This window comes from Hymenobacter arizonensis, from assembly GCF_900115775.1.
GTDB classification, from domain to species: domain Bacteria; phylum Bacteroidota; class Bacteroidia; order Cytophagales; family Hymenobacteraceae; genus Hymenobacter; species Hymenobacter arizonensis.
In genome coordinates, this window is sequence record NZ_FOXS01000001.1 from 700,921 (window position 1) to 725,252 (window position 24,332).

A 24,332-nucleotide genomic window follows, 5' to 3' on the forward strand; every position below is an offset into this window, starting at 1 on the left:
ATGAAAGAGCCGGAGTGCCTGTCAGGCGCTCCGGCTCTTTCGTTCAACTAACCGAAGTTTAGGCGGTAGCCTTTTCCTTGGCTTTGGCCTTCACGTCCGGTATCATGTTGTGTGGGTTGATGACGAACTTCTTCGCCACGCCACTATCAAACTCCGCGTAGCCTTCGGGGGCTTGGTCGAGGGTGATAATCTCCACGTTCACGGCTTTGGCAATCTGCACTTTGTCGTAAAGAATGGCCTGCATGAGCTGGCGGTTGTAGCTCATCACCGGCGTCTGGCCGGTGTGGAAAGAGTGGCTCTTGGCCCAGCCCAAGCCGAAGCGAATGGAAAGATTTCCTTTCTGCGCCGATTCATCTTTGGAGCCCGGGTCGTCCGTTACATACAGGCCCGGAATGCCAATGGAGCCGCCCGCGCGGGTGATTTCCATGAGCGAGTTGAGTACCGCCGCGGGCACTTCCTTCTTGGAATCAGTGCCGTGGCCGCTGGCCTCGAAGCCCACGCAGTCGATGGCGCAGTCAATTTCAGGCACGCCCAGAATCTGGGTGATTTGCTCGGTAAGCGTCGCATCAAGCGTCAAGTCCACCGTTTCACAGCCGAAGGAGCGGGCGTGCGCCAGGCGAGCCTTGTTCATGTCGCCTACAATCACCACGGCCGCACCCAGCAGCTGCGCCGAAGCCGCCGCGGCCAAGCCCACCGGGCCCGCACCGGCTACATACACCGTAGTGCCGGGGCCCACACCTGCCTTCACGGCGCCGTGAAAGCCCGTGGGGAAGATGTCGCTCAACATGGTCAGGTCGCGGATTTTCTCCATTGCCTGGTCCTTGTTCGGGAACTTGAGCAGGTTGAAATCGGCGTAAGGCACCATTACGTATTCGGCCTGGCCACCGACCCAGCCGCCCATGTCGACGTAGCCGTAGGCGCCACCTGCGCGGCCTTCGTTCACGGTCAGGCAGATGCCGGTTTTCATTTCTTTGCATGTGCGGCAGCGGCCGCAAGCCACGTTGAATGGCACCGATACCAAGTCGCCCTTTTTGAGGAATTCCACATCCTCGCCGGCTTCTATTACCTCGCCTGTGATTTCGTGGCCAAGCACCAGGCCAGCCGGGGCGGTGGTCCGGCCGCGTACCATGTGTTGGTCCGACCCACAGATGTTGGTCGAAACCACCTTCAGAATAACCCCGTGGGTGATTTTCTTGCCCTTAGGGTTTTTCAGTTCGGGAAAATCAATGCTTTGAACCTCGACTTTGCCGGGGCCCAGGTACACAACGCCTCTATTGTCGGCCATGATGCTGGGGTTTTAAAAGTGAATGAGATATAAAAACCAACGTCATGCCGGACGAGGCCAGCATGACGTTGTTATTACCAGTTCAAAACAGGCTTATTTGCCTTCGATGGCTTGTACACCAGCTTCTGCCACGGCGTGGTCATCCTCCACGGTGCTGCCCGATACGCCAATGGCGCCCATTACTTTGCCGCCGTCGCCCATGATGGGAATGCCGCCGGGAAAGGTGATGAGCCCGCCGTTGGAGTGCTCAATGTTGTAGAGCGAGCCGCCAGGCTGCGACAGGCCGCCGATGGCGCCCGTGGGCATGTCAAAAAAACGGGCCGTCTTAGCCTTCTTAATGGAAATGTCGAGCGAGCCGAGCCAGGCATCGTCCATGCGGATGAAAGCCACCAAGTTGGCGCCCGCGTCCACCACGGCAATGTTCATCTTGACGTTCATTTCGACGGCTTTCTGGTGGGCAGCTTCCAGGGCTGTCTGCGCTTGTGCTAGGGTAATTCCCATGGTTTTCTAAGGGGTTTAGGAGAAAAGGTCTCCTAACACAACGGCGTAGCGGCCGTCGGGTTTGCTCCCCGCCCATGTTTGATACAATACTGCCCAACATTGCGACGATACTACAACCGCCACCAAACCCCAACCGGTTTTACCCGGCGTATCCAAACGTGACCGGCGGGCTCAGAGCCAGGCGCCAGGCCACTGCCAGCAAAACCGCAAGGCCCACCAAGCCCCACGATACGTGCGTGGGCAAGGGCCGGCGAACGGTATCGGAGAAGGTCTCATTCAGACAGCCCAATGCCATGGGGGCCACCAGCAAGCCCATCATCATCAGATGCAGCGACTCCTGCAGGGAGAAGTAAGGCAGCTTGGTGAGCGTGATGAAAACGCCACCCGCCACCCACGGCACCATCAGGGTGAAAATCACCATGAAGCGGCGATTGGAAAAACGCATCACCGTGCGAGAGTCGTGCGCCTGCAGAAATGCAATGGACCCAAAGTAGCCCACCGCCAGTTGCACCAGCCCAAACAGTATGCCCACCAGCGCATTCACCACATTGCCCATCCGAAACAACCAATCGGGCACGTACCAGAAGCCGGACTGGGTGAAGGTATCGGCCAGCATGGCGCCAAACACGGCGTTGCAGCTATGAAAAGCGACCCACAGCAACAACAGCTTCAACTGCCCGCGGTGGGCCCGCTGGCGCTTCCAAAACCACAAAAATGCCACAACGCCCAGTAGCAGGCACACCAGTGGCCCTATGCCGTAAACCGCAATAATGGCTAGCGGCCACCATTCGCTGTCGACCATGGTGTACACCACGCGGCTGGGGTCCCAGTTGCCGCGCAAGCTGTAGACCTGCGACAGGCCCACTTTGGCCATTTGGTGCACGCCCCACACCACGTAATAAGCCAGTACGTACAGCGCCGTGCCATTCAGCGCCGAGATTAGGAATTTGTGCCTGTCAGTTTCGTGGGTATCGGAGGGGAGAGTAGCGGTTTCCGGTTGCATAGGCGGTTGAGATAAAATCGCGCTCAAATATGATAAATAGCAAAACTAAGCACCTTATTCTTATAAAACCAGTTGAGCTATACGGTAGCCAAATGCTGCCCGGCTGGCTTTTGCGCCCGGCAGTTCGTACCTTCGCGGACTGAAAAACTGCCCTCTGTGAAGAATATTCGTAACTTTTGCATCATTGCTCACATCGACCACGGTAAGAGCACCTTGGCCGACCGACTGTTGGAGTTTACCAGCACCGTGGCCAAGCGCGACATGCAGGCCCAGCTGCTCGACAACATGGACTTGGAGCGCGAGCGTGGCATCACCATCAAGAGCCACGCCATCCAGATGCAGTTTCCCTACAAAGGGGAGATTTACACGCTCAATCTGATTGACACCCCCGGCCACGTCGACTTCAGCTACGAAGTAAGCCGCAGCATCGCGGCCTGCGAGGGCGCCCTGCTCATCGTCGACGCTTCGCAGGGCATCGAAGCCCAGACCATTTCCAACCTCTACCTCGCTATCGGGGCCGACCTGGAAATCATTCCGGTGCTCAACAAAATCGACCTCCCGCACGCCATGCCGGAGGAGGTGACCGACGAAATCGTGGACCTCATTGGCTGCAAGCCGGAAGACATTATCCATGCTTCGGGCAAAGCAGGCATCGGCATCGAAGCCATTCTGAACGCCATTATCGAGCGGGTACCCGCTCCCAAGGGCGACCCCGACGGACCGCTGCAGGCCCTAATTTTTGATTCGGTCTTTAACTCCTACCGCGGCATTGAAGTCCTGTTCCGTATCAAGAACGGAACCATGAAAAAGGGCGACAAGCTTCGTTTCATGGCCACGGGCAAGGAATACGGCGCCGACGAAATTGGCATTCTGGGCCTCAACCAGGAGCCGCGCCAGGAAATGCACGCGGGCAACGTGGGCTACCTTATTTCCGGCATCAAGGAAGCGCGCGAAGTGAAGGTGGGCGACACCATCACCCACGTACATCGCCCCACACCGGAAGCCATTCAGGGCTTCGCCGATGTGAAGCCCATGGTATTCGCCGGCATTTACCCCGTCGATACCACCGAGTACGAAGAGTTGCGCTCCAGCATGGAGAAGTTGCAGCTCAACGACGCTTCGTTGGTGTGGGAGCCCGAAACGTCGGTGGCCCTCGGCTTCGGTTTCCGCTGCGGCTTCCTGGGCATGCTGCACATGGAAATTGTGCAAGAGCGCCTCGAGCGCGAGTTCAACATGACGGTCATCACCACGGTGCCCAGCGTGCAGTTCCACGCCACCGGCACCAAAGACCAGCTGCTGACCATCAACGCGCCCTCCGAAATGCCGGAGCCCAACTTGATTAAGACCATTGAAGAGCCTTATATCAAGGCTCAGATTATCACGGCTTCGGAGTACGTTGGCGCCATCATTACGCTGTGCATGGACAAGCGCGGCATCATCAAAGGCCAGAGCTACCTGACCAGCGAGCGGGTGGAAATGAGCTTTGAACTGCCGCTGTCCGAAATCGTGTTTGACTTCTTCGACAAGCTCAAGTCCATCAGCCGCGGATACGCCTCGCTCGACTACGAGCTGATTGGCTTCCGCGAGTCCGACATGGTGAAGCTCGACGTGATGCTGAACGGTGAGAAGGTCGACGCCTTGTCGGCTATCGTGCACCGCTCCAAGAGTTACGAGTGGGGCAAGCGCCTCTGCGAGAAGCTCCGCGAACTGCTGCCCCGCCAGATGTTCGACATCGCCATTCAGGCGTCGATTGGGCAAAAAATCATTGCCCGCGAAACCGTAAAGGCTCTCCGCAAAAACGTAATTGCCAAGTGCTACGGCGGCGACATCAGCCGGAAGCGCAAACTGCTCGAAAAGCAGAAAGAAGGCAAAAAGCGGATGCGCTCCGTGGGCTCTGTCGAAATCCCACAAGAAGCCTTCCTGGCAGTTTTGAAAATTGATTAATTCTGAAACGCGGCTCCTCAAGGGCCGCGTTTTTTTTGCTGTCATGCTGACATAGGAAGCCCCTTATCACGGCGGCTTTCGTCAGAATCACTAACTTATTAGCGGCGCGGACGCGACAAGGTCTTTCCCTCCGCTTAAGACGACCAACGAATTCTTATGAGCCCAACCACCACCACCAACAACCTCATCGACGGCAAGCAAACCGCCGAAGACATTAAAGCCGAAATCGCCATTTCTGTTGCCGAAATAAAGGCGGCCGGCAAGAAGGTGCCACACCTAGCGGCCATCCTAGTCGGGCACGACGGAGGCTCTGAAACGTACGTGCGCAACAAGGTGCTGGCTTGTGAGCGGGTCGGGTTCAACTCCACATTGTTGCGTTACGAAGACGACATCACCGAAGCTGACCTGCTGGCCAAGGTCGACGAGCTCAACCGCGACCCCGAGATTGACGGCTTCATTGTGCAGCTGCCGCTGCCGGCGCACATCAACCCCGAGAAGGTCATCGAGGCCATCCGGCCGGAGAAGGACGTCGATGGTTTTCACCCCATGAACATCGGCCGCATGGTGGCTGGCTTGCCGGCACTGCTGCCCGCTACGCCCTCTGGCATAGTCGAGCTGCTAAGCCGCCAGGGCATCAAAACCAGTGGTAAGCACTGCGTAGTTATCGGGCGTTCCAATATTGTGGGTACGCCAGTTAGCATACTGCTGGCGAAGAATTTGGATACCGCCAACTGCACGGTTACTTTATGTCATTCGCGCACCCAGAACCTGGCTGAAATCTGCCGGACGGCCGACATTGTAGTGGCCGCCATTGGCCGTCCTGAGTTCGTGACGGCCGACATGGTACGGCCGGGCGCAGTTGTAATTGACGTGGGCACAACCCGCGTGGCCGACGCTTCTAAGAAAAGCGGCTATACCCTAAAAGGCGATGTGAATTTTGCCGAGGTTGCCCCCCTGGCCTCTGCTATTACGCCCGTGCCGGGCGGCGTGGGCCCCATGACCATCGCCATGCTTTTGCTTAATACCCTGCGCGCTGCAAAGGGTGAAATATACCCAAAAGCATAAGGTTGATTTTATAAATATTTGGTTAACCTATACCAAAGCCGTACTTTTAAAGTTCGGCATAGGGAACGGTGTGTTCCTGTCCCAACGTTCAGAAAGCCTAGCTTTCGGACGCATTACGTTATGATTCCAGTGACTCTACTTTCTTCAGAATTAGTTGTACCAAACGGTGCCGTCTCGGCACCCGCTACCGGCACCATGCTCCCTGTGATGGAGCAGTTCTATACCATTCAGGGCGAAGGGTACAACACCGGCCGCGCCGCCTATTTTATTCGGCTGGGCGGCTGCGATGTGGGCTGCGTGTGGTGCGACGTGAAGGAGTCGTGGGATGCCGATGCTCACCCGCGGCAGTCCATCGCGCAGTTAGTTGACGCCGTGCTGGCCTATCCTGGTCGTGATGTGGTGATTACCGGCGGTGAGCCGCTCATGCACGATTGCGGCCCCCTCACGGCCGCCCTGCAAGCTGCGGGCTGCCGCACCTGGCTCGAAACCTCGGGCGCGCACCCGCTGTCGGGTACTTGGGATTGGATTTGCCTTTCTCCCAAGAAATTCAAAGCTCCTTTGCCCGACGTGCTGGCTGCTGCCCACGAGTTGAAGGTGGTGGTGTTCAATAGCCACGATTTTACCTGGGCCGAGGAGCACGCGGCACAGGTTCCGGCTGCCACGCGGCTGTATCTGCAGCCGGAATGGAGCCGCGCCGCGCGCATGACGCCCGAGCTGGTGGAGTACGTGAAGCAGCACCCGCGCTGGCAGGTGTCGCTGCAAACTCACAAATATCTTGACATCCCGTAGCCTGTCCTATGCGTGGTTTTATAGTGTGGGGGGCTCTGCGCCTCGGAACAGTGTTTCTGTTGTGGCTGGCCACGGCGGGCTCGGCCTGGTGTCAGATGCCCGTGAAGGTTCAAACGCCCACCAACACCAAGGCCCGCAGCTTGCTCGAAAAAGCGCAGCAGCAAACCAAGGACCGGGACTTCATCAAAGCCATTGAGACCCTGAACCAGCTCAACGAGAAGTTTCCTTCGTTTGGGGAAGCTTTCCTGATGAAAGGTTCGCTGCTGAAAGCCATCGGGAACAACCGCGGCTCCATGGCCGCTTACCGTGACGGCCTGAGCAAAGTACCCGCTGATGCTTCCCACGCCTCGGAGTACCAGTTGCTGGGCGACTTAGCCCTTAGCTACGGCGAGTACCAAACCGCGCTGGATGCCTACAAGCAGCTTCTGAAAGTGGCGCCCAAAGCGCAGAAAAACCTGGCCAAGTCGGAGCGCCAACTGCGCACCTGCGAGTTTGCCCTGGAAGCCATCAAAAACCCTGTGGGCGAGGCGCCGGTGCCGCTGCCGTCGCCCATGAACAGCTTTAAGTTTCAGTATTTTCCGGCCCTCACCGCCGACAACCGCTTCCTGCTGTTTACCGGCCGTCCGGCGGCCAGTAGCGGCGAGGACCTGTTTGTGAGTCGCCAGAATAAAGATGGTTCTTTGGGCGCGCCGGTGCCCATTTCGCCGGCCATCAACACCAGCTACAACGAAGGCGCCGGTACCATTTCCGGGGATGGCAAAACTCTGGTGTTCGCCTCCTGCGACCGCCCCAAAGCCATCGGTAACTGCGATTTGTACATCTCGCGCCGTACGGGCAACAACTGGAGCGCCCCCGTGAATCTGGGTATCAACGTTAACTCCACAGAATGGGACTCGCAGCCCTCGCTTTCGGCCGATGGGCGTACGCTTTACTTCACATCTACCCGCCGCGGTGGCCAGGGCCAGGAAGACATTTACGTGACTAACCTGCAGCCCGATGGCAGCTGGAGCCCGGCCCAGAACCTGGGTACGCCCGTGAACACCCCCGGCAAAGACATGGCGCCGTTTATTCACGCCAGCGGTACCACCCTGTACTATGTAACCGATGGCTTGGTGGGCATGGGCGGCCTCGACGTGTTCCGGTGCGAGCGAACCTTGGCTAACAAATGGAGCGAACCTCGCAACTTGGGTTATCCACTCAACACCTTCGAAAACGAGGCGTCGCTGTTCATCACATCCGATAACCTAAAAGGCTTTTGCTCCCGCAGCCGGGCCACCGACGAGCCCGCCGCGGGCTCGCGTCTGACTCGTGAGCGGCCAGTAGAGCTGTTCAGCTTTGTGGTGCCACCGGTGGTGAAAGCCCGCGAAACCAGCACCTATACCCAGGGCCGGGTGTTCGATGCCATTACCAAGAAGCCCCTCAAAGCCGAGGTCAAGCTTTACGACGTGGATACCGACGTGCTGACCCAGTTCGTGACCTCCGACCCCGAGTATGGCGACTACACGGTGGTTCTCAACGAAGGCCACCAATACGCGATGTACGCCTCGGCTGATAAATACCTGCTCAAGAGCCTCAGCTTTGATTATTCCAACCAGCAGAACTTCGACCCGCTTTCCCTCGATATTTACCTGGAGCCTGTCCGTTCAGGGCGGAGCATGGTGCTCAATAACCTATTCTTCGATACCAATAAGTACGACCTAAAGCCGAATTCACGCACGGAACTAAACCGCCTGATTGAGTTCTTGCGCCAGTATAAAGACGTTCAGATTCAGGTGTCGGGCTATACCGACAACGTGGGCACGCCAGAAGCCAACCTGCAGCTTTCGGAGAAGCGGGCCGAGGCGGTTGTAACCTATCTCTCAAGCCATGGCATCCCGCCTGCCCGCCTTCGCTCCAAGGGCTACGGTGACCGCAACCCCCTAGCGGCAAACGATACAGAAGCACATCGCCAACTCAACCGGCGCATCGAGCTTCGCATTTTGTAGGGGAACGTACACAAGCATTGGCATTGAACCAAACGGGCGCCAAGACGCAGTATTTTGCGTCTTGGCGCCCGTTCACCTTTGGTTCGTGCCGCTAGCATGATTCCACTTTGAGGCTAGTGTGCATGGTTTTTGGCCGTTTAGCGCTGCTACCAATTGATACAGACAGACATTGCTCAGGTTTATCCTTCGGTATTCGCCAGTGAAACTGCGACCGAAAGATGACTGGCCAACACTCACAAGTTTCGCTATGTGCACTCGGCTGCTATGGAATGCAGGCATAAGCTGCTCAGTACTGCCGAAGCCAAACGCCACTTAAAAGCCTGTTGTATAATTAGAACTAACTATTGTTATAGTGTGGTAGGCCGGCATATTCATTCTAGGGAAAAATCACCGTGTAAAGTCAAACTTTAGCTGGCAAATAAATCCGCTTTTGATGGCTGTTTTACTTAAAGTAAGGCTTTAGGTAAGTAAAGTTTTAGTAGGATTTTGGCTACAAATAAATATGGCTCGCCCGTTGGCGGGCTATTTTTTTGCTTAAGGACTTAGTTTTTTTAAATGAGTTATAAATTTGTAAATCAGTTTTTTAGCGGTGGCATGGAAAATCTGTTAGTGAAAAAAGTGCCAAAAAAAATATTTTTCGTTCAAAAATAAATTGTGCTTACGTTTGGTCCAGTCAAACACTAACCACTTGGCGCTTTCACTCATCTATTCACAACCAACCCCCATACCCATGAAAAATTTGTTCTTGGCCACTTGCATCGCTGCGGGCGTTAGCATTTCCCCAGCTGCTAACGCTAAAGGTCCTGGCGATGGCTCATACTCTCAGGCTATGATGAGCCGCGCTACTACGCTCACCCGGGCACTGGCCGACCGCATCCACTTCAACGAAGCGCAATACCTCGCGGTGAAGCAGCTTCACCTCAACATGCTCACTGAGCGCCGCGACCTGGAGATTCTCCTGAATGGTGCCAGCGCCGAAGAGCGCGACACCCAGCTGTCCTGGGCGCAGCAGCGCTACGAAAGCGACCTGATGTACTTGCTCAAGCCCCAGCAGCTGGTAGCCTACCAATCTCTGCGTTCCAACTTTACCGCGCACCGCCTGAAGTAGGAGGGAGGAAGTAGGAGGGAGGGAGCCCTTCCCACCTACTCAACCGGACACGAAAAAGCCCGCTCCATAGAGCGGGCTTTTTGTTTGAGCACTAAAGCGGTTAAAGCTTAGGCGCGCTCAGCAATGGGAGTATAGTCGCGCTCCAACTCGCCGGTGTAAATCTGGCGGGGACGGCCGATGGGCTCCTTGTTCTCGCGCATTTCTTTCCACTGGGCAATCCAGCCGGGCAGGCGGCCTAGGGCAAACATCACCGTGAACATCTCAGTCGGAATGCCCAAGGCTTTGTAGATGATGCCGGAGTAGAAGTCCACGTTCGGATACAGCTTGCGCTCGATGAAGTACTGGTCAGTGAGGGCGGCTTGCTCCAGCTCCTGCGCAATTTTCAGCAGGGGGCTATCCTGCAGGCCCAGGGCTTGCAGCACTTCGTCGGCCGCCTTCTTGATGATGGTGGCGCGGGGGTCGAAGTTCTTGTACACGCGGTGGCCAAAGCCCATGAGGCGGAACGTGTCGTTCTTGTCTTTGGCCTTGTCAATCCACTTGCTGGTGTCGCCGCCATCGGCCTCAATGGCTTCCAGCATTTCAATCACCTCCTGGTTGGCACCGCCGTGTAGGGGGCCCCACAGGGCGTTGATGCCGGCCGATACCGAGCCGTAGAGGCTGGCGTTGGCCGAGCCCACCAGGCGCACCGTGCTGGTCGAGCAGTTTTGCTCGTGGTCGGCGTGCAGGATGAGCAGCTTGTTGAGGGCGCTTACTATGGTGGGGTTGATTTCATACTTCTCCGTAGGGAAGCTGAACATCATGTACAGGAAGTTGGCGCAGTAGTCGAGGTCGTTGCGCGGGTAGATGAGCGGGTGACCCACCGAGTTTTTGTAGCTCCAGGCAGCAATGGTCGAAATCTTGGCTATCAGGCGCACGACGTTCAGGTCGAGTTCCTCTTTGCTGATTTCGGGGGCAATGCTCTTGGGGTAAAACGCAGTCAGCGAGCAAATCAGCGACGACAAGATGCCCATGGGGTGGGCCGACGACGGGAAACCGTCGAGAATCTTGCGGATGTCCTCGTGCACGAGGGTGTGCTGGGTGATGCGGTACTGGAATTTGTCAAACTCCTCTTTGGTAGGCAGCGCGCCGTAAATCAGCAGGTAGGCCACTTCGAGGAAGCTCGACTTCTCGGCCAACTGCTCGATTGGGTAGCCGCGGTAGCGAAGAATGCCTTCTTCGCCGTCGAGGAAGGTGATGGCGCTTTTGGTAGCACCGGTGTTCTTGTAGCCCGAGTCGAGGGTAACGTAGCCGGTTTGGTCGCGCAGCTTGCCGATATCAAACGCTTTTTCGTGTTCGGAGCCTTCAATGACGGGCAAGGTAATAGATTTGCCGTCGAGGATAAGTTCAGCAGTTTCTGCCATGGGCGGGAGGAGTATGAGAGAGAATGGAATGCGAAACTAAGGCATAAGGCCTAAGCCGGGAAATATTTACGCCCTTCGGCGTGCAATCACTACAAAAGTATTTGCCCGGAAGTTTTGCAAAAAAGCGCTAAAACTGCCATAGGAACCTTTGGCAACGTTTGCGTCGATTTTACGGGTTTGGGTTTTGGAATAGGTATTGGCCGTGATTATTTGCCGATGCAGAACTCGGTAAAGATGCTTGTGAGGAGGTCTTCGGAGGAAATGTCGCCGGTGATTTCGCCCAGGGCCGCGAGGGCGTGGCGAAGGTCGGCAGCCAGTAGCTCGGTGCCGCGGCCGGTGTCGAGCCCTGCTTGTACGGCGGCGAGGTGCAAAGCGGCGGTTTCCAGCGCGCGGGCATGGCGCACGTTGGTCACAATGGTGGCCGAGGCCGTGTTTTCGAGCGCAGACCCGCGCACTTGCGTCAGTAAGGCCGACTGTAAGTCTTCTAATCCTTGGTTACGGCCAGCCGCCAGCAGCACCAGTGGGACTGTGGCTTGCGAAGTAGGAATGGTGGCGTTGAACTCGGCAGCAAATGCGTTCTGAATTTCGGGCGAGGCCAGGTCGGTTTTGTTGCCAACAGCTAACACTGGCAACTCCAGGCCAGTAGTGAGCTCCTGAATTTCGGCCTGCACATCAGCGGGTGTCATCTCGGTCAGGTCGAAGAGGTAGAGAAGCAGGGCGGCCTGGCGCACCCGCTGCCGGGTCCGCTTTACTCCGATGGCTTCTACCTCATCGGCGGGGTTGTCGCGCAGCCCGGCCGTGTCCACGAAGCGAAACCGCAAGCCATCGATGCTGACTTCGTCCTCAATAAAGTCGCGGGTAGTGCCTGGGATGGCCGATACGATGGCGCGCTCCTCGCGGAGCAAGGCATTGAGCAAAGTAGATTTGCCAGCGTTGGGCCGGCCGGCAATCACGGCAGTAATGCCGTTTTTGATGACGTTGCCTAACTCAAAGGAGCGAAGCAAGCCCGCCACTACTCCGCGCACTTCGGCCAGCAGCCGAGCTAGGCCGGTGCGGTCGGCAAATTCCACGTCTTCTTCGCCAAAATCCAGCTCCAACTCCAGCAGCGCGGCAAACTTGATGAGGCGAGCCCGCAAGTCGCGCAGCTCCTGCGAGAAGCCTCCGCGCAGCTGGTTCAAGGCCACGCGGTGGCTCAGGGCCGAGTCGGAGGCAATAAGGTCGGCCACTGCCTCGGCCTGGGCTAGGTCGAGGGCGCCGTTGAGGAAAGCGCGCTTGGTAAACTCGCCGGCCTCGGCCAGGCGGGCCCCTTGCCGGAGCATCAGGGCCAGCACCTGGCGCACCACGTAGTCGGAGCCATGGCAGCTGATTTCAACCACGTCTTCGCGGGTGAAGGAGCGCGGGTTGCGGTACAGGGCCACTACCACCTCGTCGAGGATGTCGCTACTTGCCGGGTCGCGGATGGTGCCGTAATGAAGCGTGTGGCCCCCGGCTTCGGCCAGGCTTTTGCGCGAAAAAACTGAAGCGGTGATGCTGATAGCGGCCGGGCCAGAGAGGCGAATTACGGCCAGCGCGCCCGCGCCCGGTGGCGTGGACAATGCGACAATGGTGTCGGAAAAAATTGTCTGGACCACGGAGTTGTTCGAGTTAAGCTGAGCGCACGATACTTGGATAAGAAAGCCGCGAAAGAGTTATTCAGTTACAAACAAATTGCCGCTTACTTCCGCTGAAATCAAAGTTGTGCGCTCGCGGTTTATTCTGATTTCAAATGAATTATCAAAAGGCACCTTATCGAGTACTTCAACCAGCGAGCCGAGCTGCAGGCCCACCTTGTCGAGGTACTGCAAGAAGGGCGCGGTAGTGTTTTTGACGGCTGCCAGAGTGCCGCGCTCCCCCACAGTCATGTCGGCTAGCAGGCGGTGGGTAGGGCGGCGCATGGCCCCGTCTTCGGCGGGAATGGGGTCGCCGTGCGGGTCGAGCGCGGGGTGACCCAGGAAGGCATCGAGGCGCCGCATAAGTAGCGGCGACTGCACGTGCTCTAGCTCCTCGGCCACCTCGTGCACTTCGTCCCAGTTGAAGCCCAGGTGCTGCACCAGAAATACCTCCCACAGCCGGTGCTTGCGAATGGTGAGCAGAGCCACTTGCTTGCCCTCCGCAGTCAGCTGCACCCCGCGGTAGCGCTCGTAGGCCAGCAGGCCTTTGTCGGCGAGGCGGCGCAGCATGTCCGTGACCGAGGCCGCGCGGGTATCCAGAGCGCCGGCTATGCGGTTGGTGCTCACGCCGGCATTATCAGGCTCTGCTTCGGCCAGCTTATATATGGCTTTAAGGTAATTTTCTTCGGTGTGACTGGGCATGGAGTCATTTAACAATTAACACTTATCAATTAACAGTCCGCTGACCGATTCAAAAGTCAGAAACGGAATTGCAAATGACTGAGTGTTAAACGTTAATTGATAAGTGGCATGAACAAAACTACCACTTAATCAGCGCGCTGGCCCACGTGAAGCCGCTGCCAAAGGCTGCCAGGCATACCAAGTCGCCGCGCTTGATTTTGCCCTCCTGGACGGCTTCGCTCAGGGCAATGGGCACCGAAGCGGCCGTGGTGTTGCCGTAGCGCTGAATGTTGCTGAACACTTTGTCGTCGGACAAGCCCATTTTCTGCTGCACGTACTGCGTGATGCGCAGGTTGGCTTGGTGGGGAATGAGCATGTCGATGTCGGTGGGCTGGAAGCCGTTCTGGTCTAGCGCCTCCTTGATTACCTGTGGGAAGCGGACCACGGCGTGCTTGAACACGTTTTGACCGTTCATGATGGGGAACAGGTCCTGGGGATTGTCCAGAATGTACTGCAGACGCTCTTCGCGGTTAGAGCTAGGCTCCTTTACGATGAGCTCCTCGGCGTGCTCGCCCTGCGAGTGCAGGTGCGTGCTGAGGATGCCCTGGCCTTCCTCGGTGCTGGGCCGCAGCACCACGGCGCCCGCGCCATCGCCAAAAATGACGGACACCCCCCGGCCGTTTGGCGACTTGTCGAGGCCGGAAGAGTGGATTTCAGAGCCTACCACCAGCACCGTGTCGTACATGCCGGTGCGCACAAACTGGTCGGCCACCGAGAGGGCATAGATGAAGCCCGAGCACTGGTTGCGCACGTCGAGCGCGGGGGCGTTGTTGTTAATGCCCAATTCGCGCTGCAACAGCACGCCGGAGCCCGGAAAGAAATAATCGGGGGAAAGCGTGGCGAAGACAATCAGCTGCACGTCGTTGGCCGCAACGCCGGCCATCTCGAGGGCTTTGCGGGCGGCGTTGGCGCCCATGTTGGCCGTCGTGTCCTTGCCCTCCTCAAACCAGCGCCGCTCCTGAATGCCGGTCCGCTCCTGAATCCAGGCGTCGGAGGTGTTCAGCAGGGGCTCAAGCTCGGCGTTTTTTACCACCCGACTGGGCACGTAGTGGCCGACACCGGCAATATAAGATTGACGTAAAGTTGCCATGGATGACGGAAAAGGGTGTAGGATTTCTGAATGTGAAATGCTGAGAGCAGCGAGCCGGGGGTCAAAACAAAACTCCGCAGTTGACGCAAAACGGGGGGCAAAGGTGGCAGGTTAACGCAAAGAATCTAGCAAAAGCCACAATTTTTTGCCTTCATTTTCCCAAAGTACGTCTGTGGGCATGCCATCGGGATAAAAGTTGGCCTGTTGCAATTGCTCGGCCAAGACGGCACCGTCGATAGAAGCTGTAAAGTCAAGCTGGAAACCGGCTTGATGTTTTACCAGCAGCTCGCGCCACAGCACATTGGGAGAAGAAATAACCGGTAGCCCGTGCGCCAGGTATTCAAACAGCTTGGTGGGTCGGCAGCGTTCCGTGCTGGGGTGGGGCCGGTAGGGCAGCAGCCCGAGATGAGAGCGGTTTATTTCGGCCACGATGCGGGCGTGCGGCACCATGTTGCCTCCCCCCACCAGCGTGAGCCAGTCTGCATGCCGGGCCACCTTTTCCTGGATTTGCCGAAGCAAAGGCGGCTGCTGGCAAAAGCCCACAATGGTGAGGTGGGCGCCGCCCGGCCAAGCTGTGTGTAGCTGCTGGGTGAGTTCAATGGCCTCCCAAACCCCGTTGAGCTCTGAAATAGTGCCTGAGTAAAGCAAGTGCAGGGTTTCGGTAGCGGTAGGGATTCTGCCGGGCGTGTCTGGCATGGTTTCGCCCGGTGCTGGCTGGTACTTGTTTTCCAATACTAACACGCGGTCACTGGGCAGGGTGGGCACAAAAGGAAGCTCGTCGGCATAGCTCGCCTCGGCCAGAATGATGGCCGCCGCTTGGTGGGCGGCCTGGCCCTCGACCCAGCGCAGCCCCGCGGCCAGCCAACGGCGGGTGAGCCCCCGGTATACCTGCTGGGTAGAGATGTTGAGCGCGTAATTTTCGCGGATGTCGTAGATGAACTTGCGGCCCGGGCCCAGCTTTTGCCAGAGCATGGTGAGGGGCAGTAGCTCCGGGGCATGCACTATTACCAGGCTGGGGGCCAGGCGCTGCAGTAGCCGCCAGTAACGCCACTGGGCCGCCAGCCGCCCCAAGCTCATCCTTGCTCCCCTAAAAATGCTGTGCTGATAAATGCGTTGGCCGCCCCGGTCGGGGTAGGTTTCGTAGCCTTTGGCGCCCTGGCCCGCCACATGAATCTGCGTATGAGCCCGGCTAAGAAGGGTTTTGGCAAACTTGCCCCGCATGCGGGTATCATCAACCGGTTTGAGGACGGAAGCCAGCAGCACCACTAATTGAGAAGAACCAGAGCCAAGCACAGCCCAAAGATGGTAGTTTTGCCGCTTCTAAGGGGCGCTGGCATTTTTCAGCGGCCTCGCCAGATGCTTATTTTTCCTCGCATGTCAGAACTTCAAACCCTCATCGAGCAAGCCTGGTCCGACCGGGCCCTGCTCCAAAATCCCGAAACCCAAGCCGCCATTGCCCACGTCATCGAAGAGCTGGACAAAGGCCGCCTGCGCGTAGCCCAGCCCACCGCCGACGGCGAAGACTGGCAGGTAAACGACTGGGTGAAAAAAGCCGTCATCCTGTATTTCCCCCTGCAGCAAATGCACACCGAGTCGGTGGGTCCCTTTGAGTACCACGACAAAATGCGCCTCAAAACCGACTACGCCGGCCAGCAGGTGCGCGTGGTGCCGCCTGCCACGGCGCGCTACGGTGCGTTCCTGGCCCCTGGCGTTATTCTCATGCCCAGCTACGTCAACATTGGCGCTTATGTGGGTGAGGGCACCATGGTCGACACCTGGGCTACCGTAGGTTCGTGTGCCCAAGTAGGCAAAGGCGTGCACCTAAGCGGCGGCGTGGGCTTGGGCGGCGTGCTCGAGCCGGTGCAGGCAGCTCCCGTAATTATTGAAGACGGCGCCTTCATCGGCTCGCGCAGCATTCTGGTGGAGGGCTGCCGCATTGGCAAGGAAGCCGTGATTGGCGCGGGCGTCACCATCACAGGCAGCACCAAAATCATCGACGTAACGGGCAGCGAGCCCAAGGAATACCGCGGGTATGTGCCGCCGCGCTCGGTGGTTATCCCCGGCTCGATTCCCAAGCAGTTTCCGGCTGGCGAATACCAGGTGCCTTGCGCCCTGATTATCGGCCAGCGCAAGCCCAGCACTGACCTGAAAACGTCGCTGAATGACGCTCTGCGGGATTTTGGCGTGTCTGTCTGAACCGCGGATTTATCGGATTGCACGGATTTTGTAGACGATTACCGTGCGCTGTTAGAGCAAAGAAGGCCACTCATTCGAGTGGCCTTCTTTGCTGCTTTTAATTTCTGTAGTTGAAGTCGTTGGTGATTACTACAAAATCCGAGCAATCCGAAAAATCCGTCGAATCCGTGGTTTAGACAGCCTTTAGCTTCTCCCCGAACAGGGCTTTCACCTTGTCCACCTTGGGCTTGGCTACAAACTGGCAGTAGGGCTCGTGGCCGTGCTGGTTGTAGTAGTTCTGGTGGTAGTTCTCGGCGGGGTAGAAGGTAGGCGCGGGCAGAATCTCGGTCACCACGGGGTTTGGGAAAGCCTGGCCATCGTTGAGCTTCTGCTTGTATTCCTCGGCAAGCTGCTTCTGCTCGTCGCTGTGGTAATAAATACCCGAGCGGTACTGAGTGCCCACGTCGTTGCCCTGGCGGTTGAGGGTGGTCGGGTCGTGGGTTTTCCAGAATATTTCGAGCAGCTCTTTGTAGCTGATAACGGCGGGGTCGAAGGTGATGTCGATAACCTCGTTGTGGCCCGTGAGGCCGCTGCACACTTCTTTGTAAGTCGGGTTGGCGATGCGGCCACCGGCGTAGCCAGACACCACTTTCTCGACACCTTTTAAATTTTGAAAGACGGCCTCGACGCACCAAAAGCAGCCGGCACCGAACGTTGCATGTTCCATATAGATTGGGATTGTTTCTTCGTTTGAACAACAACGCGCATGGTATCGTGCAGGTTATTCTAATAGCTCCAGCGAACAAAAAAAACCGTCAGGCTGCGCGCAGCCTGACGGTTTAATAAGCGATTTAAGTAGCGAGAGCTACCGGCGGAACCGCTCCGCTACCACCAATTCTTTGGAGCCGGCCGTGTATTGGTAGAAGCCCTCGCCGGACTTAGCGCCCAGGCGGCCCGCCATCACCATATTCACGAGCAGCGGGCAGGGCGCGTATTTGGGGTTGCCCAGGCCTTCGTGCAGCACGCGCAGAATGGCCAGGCACACGTCCAGGCCAATGAAGTCGGCTAGCTGCAGGGGCCCCATGGGGTGGGCCATGCCCAGCTTCATCACCGTGTCGATTTCCTCCACACCGGCCACGCCTTCAAACAGGCTAATGATGGCCTCGTTTATCATGGGCATCAAAATGCGGTTGGCCACAAAGCCTGGGTAGTCGTTGACCTCGGTAGGCGTTTTGCCCAGCTGGCGCGACAAATCCATTACCTGGTTGGTAACGGCATCGGACGTGGCATAGCCGCGGATAACCTCCACCAGCTTCATCACCGGCACGGGGTTCATGAAGTGCATGCCAATCACCTGCTGGGGACGCTTGGTAACGGCCGCGATTTTGGTGATGGAGATAGACGAAGTGTTCGACGCCAGGATGGCATCGGCGGGCGCGTACTGGTCCAGGTCGCGGAAGATTTGCAGCTTCAGCTCTACGTTTTCGGTGGCGGCTTCTACTACCAGGCCAGCGCCGGCCACGCCTTCTTCCAGCGAAGTGAAAGTGGTGAGGCGGCCCAGGGTAGCCGTTTTGTCATCTTCGCTCAACGCGGCTTTGGCCACCTGGCGGTCCAGGTTTTTGGTGATAGTGCCCATGGCACGGTCCAGCGCCGGCTGGTTGATGTCGATAAGCGCAACGGTGAAACCGTGCTGTGCGAAGACGTGGGCAATGCCATTGCCCATGGTACCGGAACCAATAACGGCTACGTTCATAACTAGCGGGAAAAGTAGGGAAGGGTGGGAAAGAGCGGCCGTATGGCACGCTGCTGCAAAGCTACGGCGTCGTACTCAACTGCTCTTTTTGTTTGCATTGTTGAAAACATTTTTTGATTTATTATATCCTTTTCAGAACACGGTGCGTACAATGCCGCAGAGACACTTCTCTTTTCTTTCACCTCCTTCACTTTCTTTAGCCATGGGTAACCTCCTGTATATCATCGCCGTCATTCTTGTAATCATTTGGGCAATCAGCTTCTTTGGTGGCTTCTTTACGGGCGGCATCATCCACACCTTGCTCGTAATTGCAATCATCGCCATCCTGCTGCGTGTCATCAGTGGCCGAAGCGCAGTGTAGCAATACACCCTCTGGATTAATCAAAAGCTAAAAAGCCGCCCTGAGCAATCAGGGCGGCTTTTTAGCTTTTGGCAGGTCTGCTTATTTACCGATGTTGTAGAGGAAGCTGAAGCGTAGCACCAAGCTAGGATACAGGGAGTAAATGGTGCTGTCAAAATTGTAGAGACCCACAATGTCGAGCGCTGCTTTGTCGCCCACGTACTGGCGGTAGCCCACGCCGGCCAGCGGAGTGGTTACTGTGCGCTTGGCTTTGAAGTAGCCATTGTTTGGCTCAAAATCAATGATTTCAGCGTTGGTAACCTCATATTCGGCGTGCACAAAAAACTCCTTATACACGATATATTGCGCGAAGGCTTTCAACCCCAAGCTGCTGGACTTGATGCTGCTATCGCCCTGCCGATTCAGCGCTAAGCCGGCGTTCCGAGCGTTGTTGTTCAAACTAAAGCTGCTGTAGGCATACGAGATGCCGGGGCCTATGGCAAACTTATCAGTAATACGGAAGCCTAATGCCGGAGCGGCACTAGCATTGAACTGGTTCAGGCCACCATTCGATGCAAAACCCAACCCAAAGTTGGTATAAATGAACTTCTTGGTCAGCTCCGGGCCATTTTCACCACTTTTTACCGTGCCCCGGTTGGGGAAATCCAAGCCCGACGGAGCGTCCCGGGTAGGCTGTGGAAACCGCGGAACAGGTTCAGCCTCGGGCTGGGGCTGGGGTTCGGGCTGCGTGACTGGTTCCTGGGGTGTTGGGGCGGGTACAGGCGTGGTTTCGGCCGGGCGCGGTTGAACAGGTGGAGCAGCGGGCGGAGCCGAGTTCAGCACCGGCTTTTCCTGCGCTTGAGCGCGGTGGGCAGGCAAGCAAGCCACGCCAGCAAGAAGCAGCAGGGGAAGCAGATGGCGTTTCATAGAAAGAAGAGGTTGAAAAATGAGGAATGAAAAACGAGGAATGACCGAAGTATAAGCAAACGTTAATGCTTCATCAGTCACTCCTCGTTTATCGCAGCATTAAGCCATTTTATACATTTTCTGACGCTGCATTTTGAGCGTCTCGTCGGCCAGGTACTCTTCGTAGTTCATGCGGCGGTCGATGATGCCTTCGGGTGTGAGCTCGATGATGCGGTTGGCCACCGTGTCGATGAACTGCAGGTCGTGTGAGGCAAACAACAGCGAGCCGGGATAGTCGCGCAAGGCGTTGTTCAGCGCCGTGATGCTTTCCAGGTCCAAATGGTTGGTTGGGTCGTCGAGCACTTGCACGTTGCCACCCTCCAGCATCATCTTAGACAGCATGCAGCGCACTTTTTCGCCTCCGCTGAGTACGTTGCTCTTCTTCTGCGATTCTTCGCCGGAAAAAAGCATACGGCCTAGCCAGCCGCGCACAAAGCTTTCATCTTTATCAACCGAATACTGACGGAGCCAGTCCACCAGGTTTAGCTCGCCCGACTCGAAATAACGGTTGTTTTCCTTCGGAAAGTAGCTGGGCGTAATAGTAGTGCCCCATTTCACCTCCCCCGTGGCGGGCTTGGCTTCATTGAATAAGATGTCGAAGAGGAGGGAAGCGGCGCGGTCGTCGCGGCCCACAATGGCCACCTTGTCTTTCTTGTCGAGCGTGAAGCTCACGTTCTTGAACACCGTCTGGCCGTCGACTTTAGCGCTCAGGTTGTCCACGCTGAGCAGCTGGTTGCCGGGCTCACGCTCCGACTTGAAGGCGATGTAAGGATAGCGACGCGAGCTGGGCTTGATGTCTTCCAGGGTCAGCTTTTGCAGCAGCTTCTGGCGGCTAGTAGCCTGCTTCGACTTCGAAGCGTTGGCCGAGAAGCGGCGCACAAATTCTTCGAGTTCCTTGCGGCGGTCTTCGGTTTTCTTGTTGGCGTCCTGGCGCTGGCGCAGCACGAGCTGGCTGCTTTCGTACCAGAACGAGTAGTTGCCGGGGTACATCGTAATTTTGCCGAAGTCCAGGTCGGCCATGTAGTTGCACACGGCATCGAGGAAGTGGCGGTCGTGGCTCACTACAATCACCGTGTTCTGGAAGCTGTCGAGGAAATTTTCGAGCCAGAGTACGCTCTCGGCGTCGAGGTTGTTGGTGGGTTCGTCCAGCAGTAGCACGTCGGGGTTGCCAAACAGGGCCTGGGCCAGCAGCACGCGCACTTTTTCGCTAGCGCCGAGGTCGGCCATCAGCGAATGGTGCTTGTCTTCCACAATGCCAAGGCCGGAGAGCAGCTCGGCCGCTTCGTACTCAGCATTCCACCCTTCCAGGTCGGCAAACTCGCCTTCGAGCTCGGCAGCGCGCTCACCGTCGGCGTCGCTAAAATCAGCTTTGGCGTAGAGGGCGTCCTTCTCCGTCATCACCGCATACAGGCGCTGGTGGCCCTGAATCACGGTTTGGAGCACGGGCTGTTCGTCGTAGGCAAACTGGTTCTGCTTAAGAACAGCCAAGCGCTGGCCGGCGGGCATCTCCACTGAGCCCGTGTTGGGCTCAAGCTCGCCGGAGAGAATCTTCAGAAACGTGGATTTGCCTGCCCCATTGGCGCCAATAAGGCCGTAGCAGTTGCCGGGCAAGAATTTAGCGGTAACGTCTTCAAACAGGATGCGCTTGCCGTAGCGCAGGCTCACATTGGTGGTGGAAATCATTCAGTCAGAAAATAATAGCAAACAAAAAAGCGCGCAGGTACGCGCTGAGCCGCAAAATTACGCAATAGCGCGCGGGCTAATATCCGGACCGCAAAAAGTAGGCCCGGTTCGGATGAAAATAACTGACTAACTGACGAATTAGTGCCATGGTAATTCGCGAAAAAAGTTGATGCACCAATGAAAAAACACATTTTATATAACTTCTGAGCAGAAGAGCAAGTATAAAAAGCGAAACGGCCAGCTTGGCCGGTTATTTCTCACTTTAAAACAACCTTCGGGCATGGCTGACCATTCAATAACACCAGAAAACAACGGCATGCGAATGGGCATAATCACGGCCGTAGCATTGATGGCGTACACAGGAATTGCTGCACTGGCCGGCTTCCTTGACAAAATTGAGGCTGGCACACTCGATATCCTGATATTGATTGTGGGTGTAGTGATGGCCATCAGGCGCTTCAAAAAATCGCGCGGCAACAAAATGTCCTATCTGCAGGGATATGGCACTGGCGTGGTCACGGCCATTGTGGCTTCGGTATTGCTGGCGGGCTTCTTCTGGCTAATCGGTGGCCTTAGCGATGGCGTGATGGGCTCGGTAGAACGCATTCAAGCCCGCGACCTGTTCGGAGCCGACCTTGGTATTCTTATCGGCGGACTAGGTATTATCTTGCTTGGCTCCATGACTGGGGTAATCACCTCACTGGTTGCCATGCAGTATTTTAAGAGTCCCGACCACCAGCCCGTGGCCAGCCTAGACTAGGCCTTCGTACCGCAGTAATTCATGGGAAGCAGCAAGGACTAATGTGCTTGCTGCTTCTTTTTTGAATATATCGAAAAATAAATTTTTATAATAAAAGTTAGAAGAAAGAGAAACTAACCATTACCTTTCGAACAATTAGCACCTGAACTGCAAGAATCTTCACCCCATACTCTTGGTTTTTATGTATAAAATCATATTTACTCTTTTAGGCTTGTTTCTCACTTTGGGCTCGTTTTCCGCCCATGCCCAAATGGCCGACCGCATGTCGGAGCACCCCGCGTTCAGCACTGCTTCGATAAGCAAGGCGGCGGGCGATGATGCTCTTATTATGACCCGGGAAATGACGAACCGGCTGCACCTCAACGAAGGGCAGTTTTTGCATCTGTTGCCGCTAAACCGGACCCGCTTGGTGGGCCTGAAGCAAATCAACCGCGAGTACCGCAACGACCCGGCCACCCGCACCGCCAAAATTGCTGAGTTGGAGGCTCAGTACGAAGAGGCTTGCAGCCGCGTGCTTACCCCTTCGCAGCTCAGCCAATTGCAGCATGACAACGACCATTCGGCTACGGCCCCCGGCCCTGGCCTGGGCTAGTACCCGCACCGCTTAACGCCAAAAAAAGGCCCGCCAAATGATTGGCGGGCCTTTTTTATTAGTTGCTGCGGGGAGTGAGTGGGTCAATCAGGACTTCGGTGACGGTGCCGATGGGGCCGAAGCGGATGCTTAAGCATGGCGCCCCGGAGCGGGCCCGGCGGCCTTCGCAATGGGTGCCGGGCTCCAGGTAGTAGTAATACACCTTTTCGGTGCCGGCACGAAGCTCTTCTTCATCGGGAGGCCCCAGCAGGGCCGTAACGTCGTTGGCGCGCGCCTCGTAGAGTTCCTCCTTGGCGCTGACCAGGGCTGGCACGGCGCTGCTGCGCATGTTGCGGCAGGCGTAAGGGTCGCTGCGCCAGGTCTTGGCATCGAAGTCCGGAAGCTCGCGCAGGGAGTGGCCACAGCCCATCATGAGGCTGCTAAGTGCAAGCAGAACCAGAAAACGAGACCGTTGGAAAGGCGAAGAAGAAATGAACATCAGAATAAAATAAGGGTAACCGAAGCAGCGTTCTCGGTTAACAAGCGAAACTAAGCACTAAATTTGGGGTACTTGTGTATAAGGCTAACCTAGAAATGTTCAAAACCGAATAAAGGAGTTGATGTCATCAATGTTTGGGAAGTTTTTTAAGGTCGGCGTGCTTTTGGCCGTTTTGTCGCCTGTTGGGCACTTGGCAGCGCAACGGGCTCCGGCAGCCGCGGTCAACGCGCTGCCACCAGCAGCGCAACGGGCATACTATCAAACCGCTTTCGAGCAGAAGGCGGCTCAACTGTATATAAAGCTCGGCCTAAGCGCCGATGGCCTGCCGCTTTCTGTGTTTCGGAAAGGGCTGGTGGGCTACTATAACCTGCGGCCGGCAGGCAAGCGCACCAGTGCCCCGCCAGTGCTCACCCTCCTGGATTTTAGCCGTCCCAGCAAGCAGAAGCGCCTGTGGGTGATTAATGTGGAGCAAGGCAAGGTGTTGTTTCACACCCTGGTAGCCCACGGCAAGGCCAGCGGAGCCGACGTGCCCGTGGCTTTTTCTAACAAAAACGGGTCGGAAATGAGCAGCCTGGGGTTCTATCGCACCGCAGCCACTACCTACACCGGCAAGCACGGCCTCTCGCTCCGGCTCATTGGCCTCGACCCAGGCTTCAACACCAATGCCGAGAGCCGGGCAGTGGTGGTGCACGGGGCCGAATACGTGTGCCAGGACTTTGTGAAATCGCACGGCCGCCTGGGCCGGAGCCAGGGCTGCCCGGCCTTGCCGGTGGCCGAAACCACGGCCATTGTGAAGGCGATAAAGGGCGGAAGCGTGATGTACCTGCACGGACCAGAAGAAGCGGGCTACCGCTCGCGCTGGCTGAATGTGGATACGGCCGTGACCGCCTTCGCGGGCCTGCAGTAGCCCGCGGGCAGAATTGGGATAACCAGAAAGAAAAGGGCGCGTTAAAAGGCCATTGGGCAAAACCCGGTGGCTACGGCTAGGGGCCGTGCCTTTTTCACTTCACCATTCCCTTTTCCTT

Annotated in this window: 23 protein-coding genes; 10 read left to right on the plus strand and 13 right to left on the minus strand. The window is 56.9% G+C overall.

Annotation, left to right across the window (positions count from 1 at the left end; translation table 11 throughout):
* Positions 1-58: 58 nt before the first annotated feature.
* The 3 genes from fdhA to BMZ66_RS02945 form a co-directional block, all read right to left on the minus strand.
* On the minus strand, positions 59-1,285 hold the full coding sequence (fdhA, locus tag BMZ66_RS02935; RefSeq protein ID WP_092668789.1) for a formaldehyde dehydrogenase, glutathione-independent: 1,227 nt from the start codon (positions 1,283-1,285) through the stop codon (positions 59-61).
* A 93-nt stretch (positions 1,286-1,378) separates the two neighbouring features.
* On the minus strand, positions 1,379-1,786 hold the full coding sequence (locus BMZ66_RS02940) for a GlcG/HbpS family heme-binding protein (protein WP_092668791.1): 408 nt from the start codon (positions 1,784-1,786) through the stop codon (positions 1,379-1,381).
* A 139-nt stretch (positions 1,787-1,925) separates the two neighbouring features.
* Positions 1,926-2,789, minus strand: coding sequence for a hypothetical protein (locus BMZ66_RS02945; RefSeq protein ID WP_092668793.1), 864 nt, complete (start codon positions 2,787-2,789; stop codon positions 1,926-1,928).
* A gap of 156 nt (positions 2,790-2,945) precedes the next feature.
* Between BMZ66_RS02945 and lepA the strand changes: the two genes are divergently transcribed.
* The 5 genes from lepA (at position 2,946) to BMZ66_RS02970 (ending at position 9,680) form a co-directional block, all read left to right on the plus strand.
* Complete coding sequence (lepA, locus tag BMZ66_RS02950; protein WP_092670236.1) at positions 2,946-4,733, plus strand: translation elongation factor 4; 1,788 nt, start codon at positions 2,946-2,948, stop codon at positions 4,731-4,733.
* Between the two features lie 156 nt (positions 4,734-4,889).
* Positions 4,890-5,798 carry a bifunctional 5,10-methylenetetrahydrofolate dehydrogenase/5,10-methenyltetrahydrofolate cyclohydrolase gene (locus BMZ66_RS02955; protein ID WP_092668795.1) on the plus strand — a complete coding sequence of 303 codons (909 nt, stop codon included), beginning with the start codon at positions 4,890-4,892 and terminating at the stop codon, positions 5,796-5,798.
* A 207-nt stretch (positions 5,799-6,005) separates the two neighbouring features.
* Positions 6,006-6,587, plus strand: coding sequence for a 7-carboxy-7-deazaguanine synthase QueE (locus BMZ66_RS02960; RefSeq protein WP_214606960.1), 582 nt, complete (start codon positions 6,006-6,008; stop codon positions 6,585-6,587).
* 8 nt (positions 6,588-6,595) lie between these two features.
* The gene (locus BMZ66_RS02965) at positions 6,596-8,572 is read left to right on the plus strand and encodes an OmpA family protein (RefSeq protein WP_234794952.1); all 1,977 of its coding nucleotides are present in this window, start codon (positions 6,596-6,598) and stop codon (positions 8,570-8,572) included.
* 730 nt (positions 8,573-9,302) lie between these two features.
* On the plus strand, positions 9,303-9,680 hold the full coding sequence (locus BMZ66_RS02970) for a hypothetical protein (RefSeq protein WP_092668799.1): 378 nt from the start codon (positions 9,303-9,305) through the stop codon (positions 9,678-9,680).
* A 107-nt stretch (positions 9,681-9,787) separates the two neighbouring features.
* On the opposite strand, the gene BMZ66_RS02975 is transcribed toward BMZ66_RS02970, so the two are convergent.
* From BMZ66_RS02975 to BMZ66_RS02995, 5 genes are all read right to left on the minus strand, one after another.
* Entirely contained in the window at positions 9,788-11,080 is a 1,293-nt protein-coding gene (locus BMZ66_RS02975; protein WP_092668801.1) for a citrate synthase, read from the minus strand.
* Positions 11,081-11,286: 206 nt separating this feature from the next.
* A complete protein-coding gene (mnmE, locus tag BMZ66_RS02980; RefSeq protein WP_092668803.1) occupies positions 11,287-12,711 on the minus strand; it encodes a tRNA uridine-5-carboxymethylaminomethyl(34) synthesis GTPase MnmE in 1,425 nt (474 codons plus the stop codon).
* A 57-nt stretch (positions 12,712-12,768) separates the two neighbouring features.
* Complete coding sequence (locus BMZ66_RS02985) at positions 12,769-13,431, minus strand: metal-dependent transcriptional regulator (RefSeq protein WP_092668805.1); 663 nt, start codon at positions 13,429-13,431, stop codon at positions 12,769-12,771.
* Positions 13,432-13,549: 118 nt separating this feature from the next.
* Entirely contained in the window at positions 13,550-14,560 is a 1,011-nt protein-coding gene (locus tag BMZ66_RS02990; protein ID WP_092668807.1) for a 3-oxoacyl-ACP synthase III family protein, read from the minus strand.
* Positions 14,561-14,671: 111 nt separating this feature from the next.
* The gene (locus BMZ66_RS02995) at positions 14,672-15,853 is read right to left on the minus strand and encodes a glycosyltransferase (protein ID WP_143080026.1); all 1,182 of its coding nucleotides are present in this window, start codon (positions 15,851-15,853) and stop codon (positions 14,672-14,674) included.
* A gap of 81 nt (positions 15,854-15,934) precedes the next feature.
* Here BMZ66_RS02995 and BMZ66_RS03000 point away from each other — a divergent pair, with 81 nt between their 5' ends.
* The gene (locus BMZ66_RS03000) at positions 15,935-16,756 is read left to right on the plus strand and encodes a 2,3,4,5-tetrahydropyridine-2,6-dicarboxylate N-succinyltransferase (protein WP_092668811.1); all 822 of its coding nucleotides are present in this window, start codon (positions 15,935-15,937) and stop codon (positions 16,754-16,756) included.
* A gap of 172 nt (positions 16,757-16,928) precedes the next feature.
* Here the strand turns inward: BMZ66_RS03000 and msrA are convergent, their stop codons facing one another.
* Both msrA and BMZ66_RS03010 read right to left on the minus strand, forming a co-directional pair.
* On the minus strand, positions 16,929-17,462 hold the full coding sequence (msrA, locus tag BMZ66_RS03005; RefSeq protein WP_092668813.1) for a peptide-methionine (S)-S-oxide reductase MsrA: 534 nt from the start codon (positions 17,460-17,462) through the stop codon (positions 16,929-16,931).
* 138 nt (positions 17,463-17,600) lie between these two features.
* Positions 17,601-18,488, minus strand: a complete 888-nt coding sequence (locus tag BMZ66_RS03010) for a 3-hydroxybutyryl-CoA dehydrogenase (RefSeq protein ID WP_092668815.1) — start codon at positions 18,486-18,488, stop codon at positions 17,601-17,603.
* 202 nt (positions 18,489-18,690) lie between these two features.
* Here BMZ66_RS03010 and BMZ66_RS25015 point away from each other — a divergent pair, with 202 nt between their 5' ends.
* Positions 18,691-18,849, plus strand: a complete 159-nt coding sequence (locus BMZ66_RS25015) for a lmo0937 family membrane protein (RefSeq protein ID WP_143080027.1) — start codon at positions 18,691-18,693, stop codon at positions 18,847-18,849.
* An 81-nt stretch (positions 18,850-18,930) separates the two neighbouring features.
* Here the strand turns inward: BMZ66_RS25015 and BMZ66_RS03015 are convergent, their stop codons facing one another.
* Together BMZ66_RS03015 and BMZ66_RS03020 are read right to left on the minus strand one after the other, a co-directional pair.
* Complete coding sequence (locus BMZ66_RS03015; RefSeq protein WP_092668817.1) at positions 18,931-19,755, minus strand: hypothetical protein; 825 nt, start codon at positions 19,753-19,755, stop codon at positions 18,931-18,933.
* Positions 19,756-19,854: 99 nt separating this feature from the next.
* Positions 19,855-21,477: an ABC-F family ATP-binding cassette domain-containing protein gene (locus BMZ66_RS03020; RefSeq protein WP_092668819.1), complete on the minus strand. Its 1,623-nt coding sequence runs from the start codon at positions 21,475-21,477 to the stop codon at positions 19,855-19,857.
* A 280-nt stretch (positions 21,478-21,757) separates the two neighbouring features.
* On the opposite strand from BMZ66_RS03020, the gene BMZ66_RS03025 reads away from it, so the two are divergent.
* Together BMZ66_RS03025 and BMZ66_RS03030 are read left to right on the plus strand one after the other, a co-directional pair.
* Positions 21,758-22,237 carry a DUF4199 domain-containing protein gene (locus tag BMZ66_RS03025; RefSeq protein WP_092668821.1) on the plus strand — a complete coding sequence of 160 codons (480 nt, stop codon included), beginning with the start codon at positions 21,758-21,760 and terminating at the stop codon, positions 22,235-22,237.
* A 181-nt stretch (positions 22,238-22,418) separates the two neighbouring features.
* Entirely contained in the window at positions 22,419-22,829 is a 411-nt protein-coding gene (locus BMZ66_RS03030; protein ID WP_092668823.1) for a hypothetical protein, read from the plus strand.
* A 58-nt stretch (positions 22,830-22,887) separates the two neighbouring features.
* Here BMZ66_RS03030 and BMZ66_RS03035 read toward each other — a convergent pair whose 3' ends face one another.
* Positions 22,888-23,307: a hypothetical protein gene (locus BMZ66_RS03035; protein ID WP_143080028.1), complete on the minus strand. Its 420-nt coding sequence runs from the start codon at positions 23,305-23,307 to the stop codon at positions 22,888-22,890.
* Positions 23,308-23,464: 157 nt separating this feature from the next.
* Here BMZ66_RS03035 and BMZ66_RS03040 point away from each other — a divergent pair, with 157 nt between their 5' ends.
* A complete protein-coding gene (locus BMZ66_RS03040) occupies positions 23,465-24,214 on the plus strand; it encodes a murein L,D-transpeptidase catalytic domain family protein (protein ID WP_177204571.1) in 750 nt (249 codons plus the stop codon).
* The last annotated feature ends 118 nt before the right edge of the window (positions 24,215-24,332 follow it).

Excerpts from the sequence above, each read along its gene's own strand:
- BMZ66_RS02965 (WP_234794952.1), top strand. The coding sequence starts at position 6,596 with ATGCGTGGTTTTATAGTGTGGGGGGCTCTGCGCCTCGGAACAGTGTTT.
- BMZ66_RS02945 (WP_092668793.1), bottom strand. The coding sequence starts at position 2,789 with ATGCAACCGGAAACCGCTACTCTCCCCTCCGATACCCACGAAACTGAC.
- BMZ66_RS02970 (WP_092668799.1), top strand. The coding sequence starts at position 9,303 with ATGAAAAATTTGTTCTTGGCCACTTGCATCGCTGCGGGCGTTAGCATT.
- BMZ66_RS25015 (WP_143080027.1), top strand. The coding sequence starts at position 18,691 with ATGGGTAACCTCCTGTATATCATCGCCGTCATTCTTGTAATCATTTGG.
- BMZ66_RS03010 (WP_092668815.1), bottom strand. The coding sequence starts at position 18,488 with ATGAACGTAGCCGTTATTGGTTCCGGTACCATGGGCAATGGCATTGCC.
- fdhA (WP_092668789.1), bottom strand. The coding sequence starts at position 1,285 with ATGGCCGACAATAGAGGCGTTGTGTACCTGGGCCCCGGCAAAGTCGAG.
- BMZ66_RS02955 (WP_092668795.1), top strand. The coding sequence starts at position 4,890 with ATGAGCCCAACCACCACCACCAACAACCTCATCGACGGCAAGCAAACC.
- BMZ66_RS02940 (WP_092668791.1), bottom strand. The coding sequence starts at position 1,786 with ATGGGAATTACCCTAGCACAAGCGCAGACAGCCCTGGAAGCTGCCCAC.
- BMZ66_RS03025 (WP_092668821.1), top strand. The coding sequence starts at position 21,758 with ATGGCTGACCATTCAATAACACCAGAAAACAACGGCATGCGAATGGGC.
- BMZ66_RS03000 (WP_092668811.1), top strand. The coding sequence starts at position 15,935 with ATGTCAGAACTTCAAACCCTCATCGAGCAAGCCTGGTCCGACCGGGCC.
- BMZ66_RS02990 (WP_092668807.1), bottom strand. The coding sequence starts at position 14,560 with ATGGCAACTTTACGTCAATCTTATATTGCCGGTGTCGGCCACTACGTG.
- BMZ66_RS02975 (WP_092668801.1), bottom strand. The coding sequence starts at position 11,080 with ATGGCAGAAACTGCTGAACTTATCCTCGACGGCAAATCTATTACCTTG.
- msrA (WP_092668813.1), bottom strand. The coding sequence starts at position 17,462 with ATGGAACATGCAACGTTCGGTGCCGGCTGCTTTTGGTGCGTCGAGGCC.
- BMZ66_RS03015 (WP_092668817.1), bottom strand. The coding sequence starts at position 19,755 with ATGAAACGCCATCTGCTTCCCCTGCTGCTTCTTGCTGGCGTGGCTTGC.
- BMZ66_RS03020 (WP_092668819.1), bottom strand. The coding sequence starts at position 21,477 with ATGATTTCCACCACCAATGTGAGCCTGCGCTACGGCAAGCGCATCCTG.
- BMZ66_RS03030 (WP_092668823.1), top strand. The coding sequence starts at position 22,419 with ATGTATAAAATCATATTTACTCTTTTAGGCTTGTTTCTCACTTTGGGC.
- BMZ66_RS02985 (WP_092668805.1), bottom strand. The coding sequence starts at position 13,431 with ATGCCCAGTCACACCGAAGAAAATTACCTTAAAGCCATATATAAGCTG.
- BMZ66_RS03035 (WP_143080028.1), bottom strand. The coding sequence starts at position 23,307 with ATGTTCATTTCTTCTTCGCCTTTCCAACGGTCTCGTTTTCTGGTTCTG.
- BMZ66_RS02960 (WP_214606960.1), top strand. The coding sequence starts at position 6,006 with ATGGAGCAGTTCTATACCATTCAGGGCGAAGGGTACAACACCGGCCGC.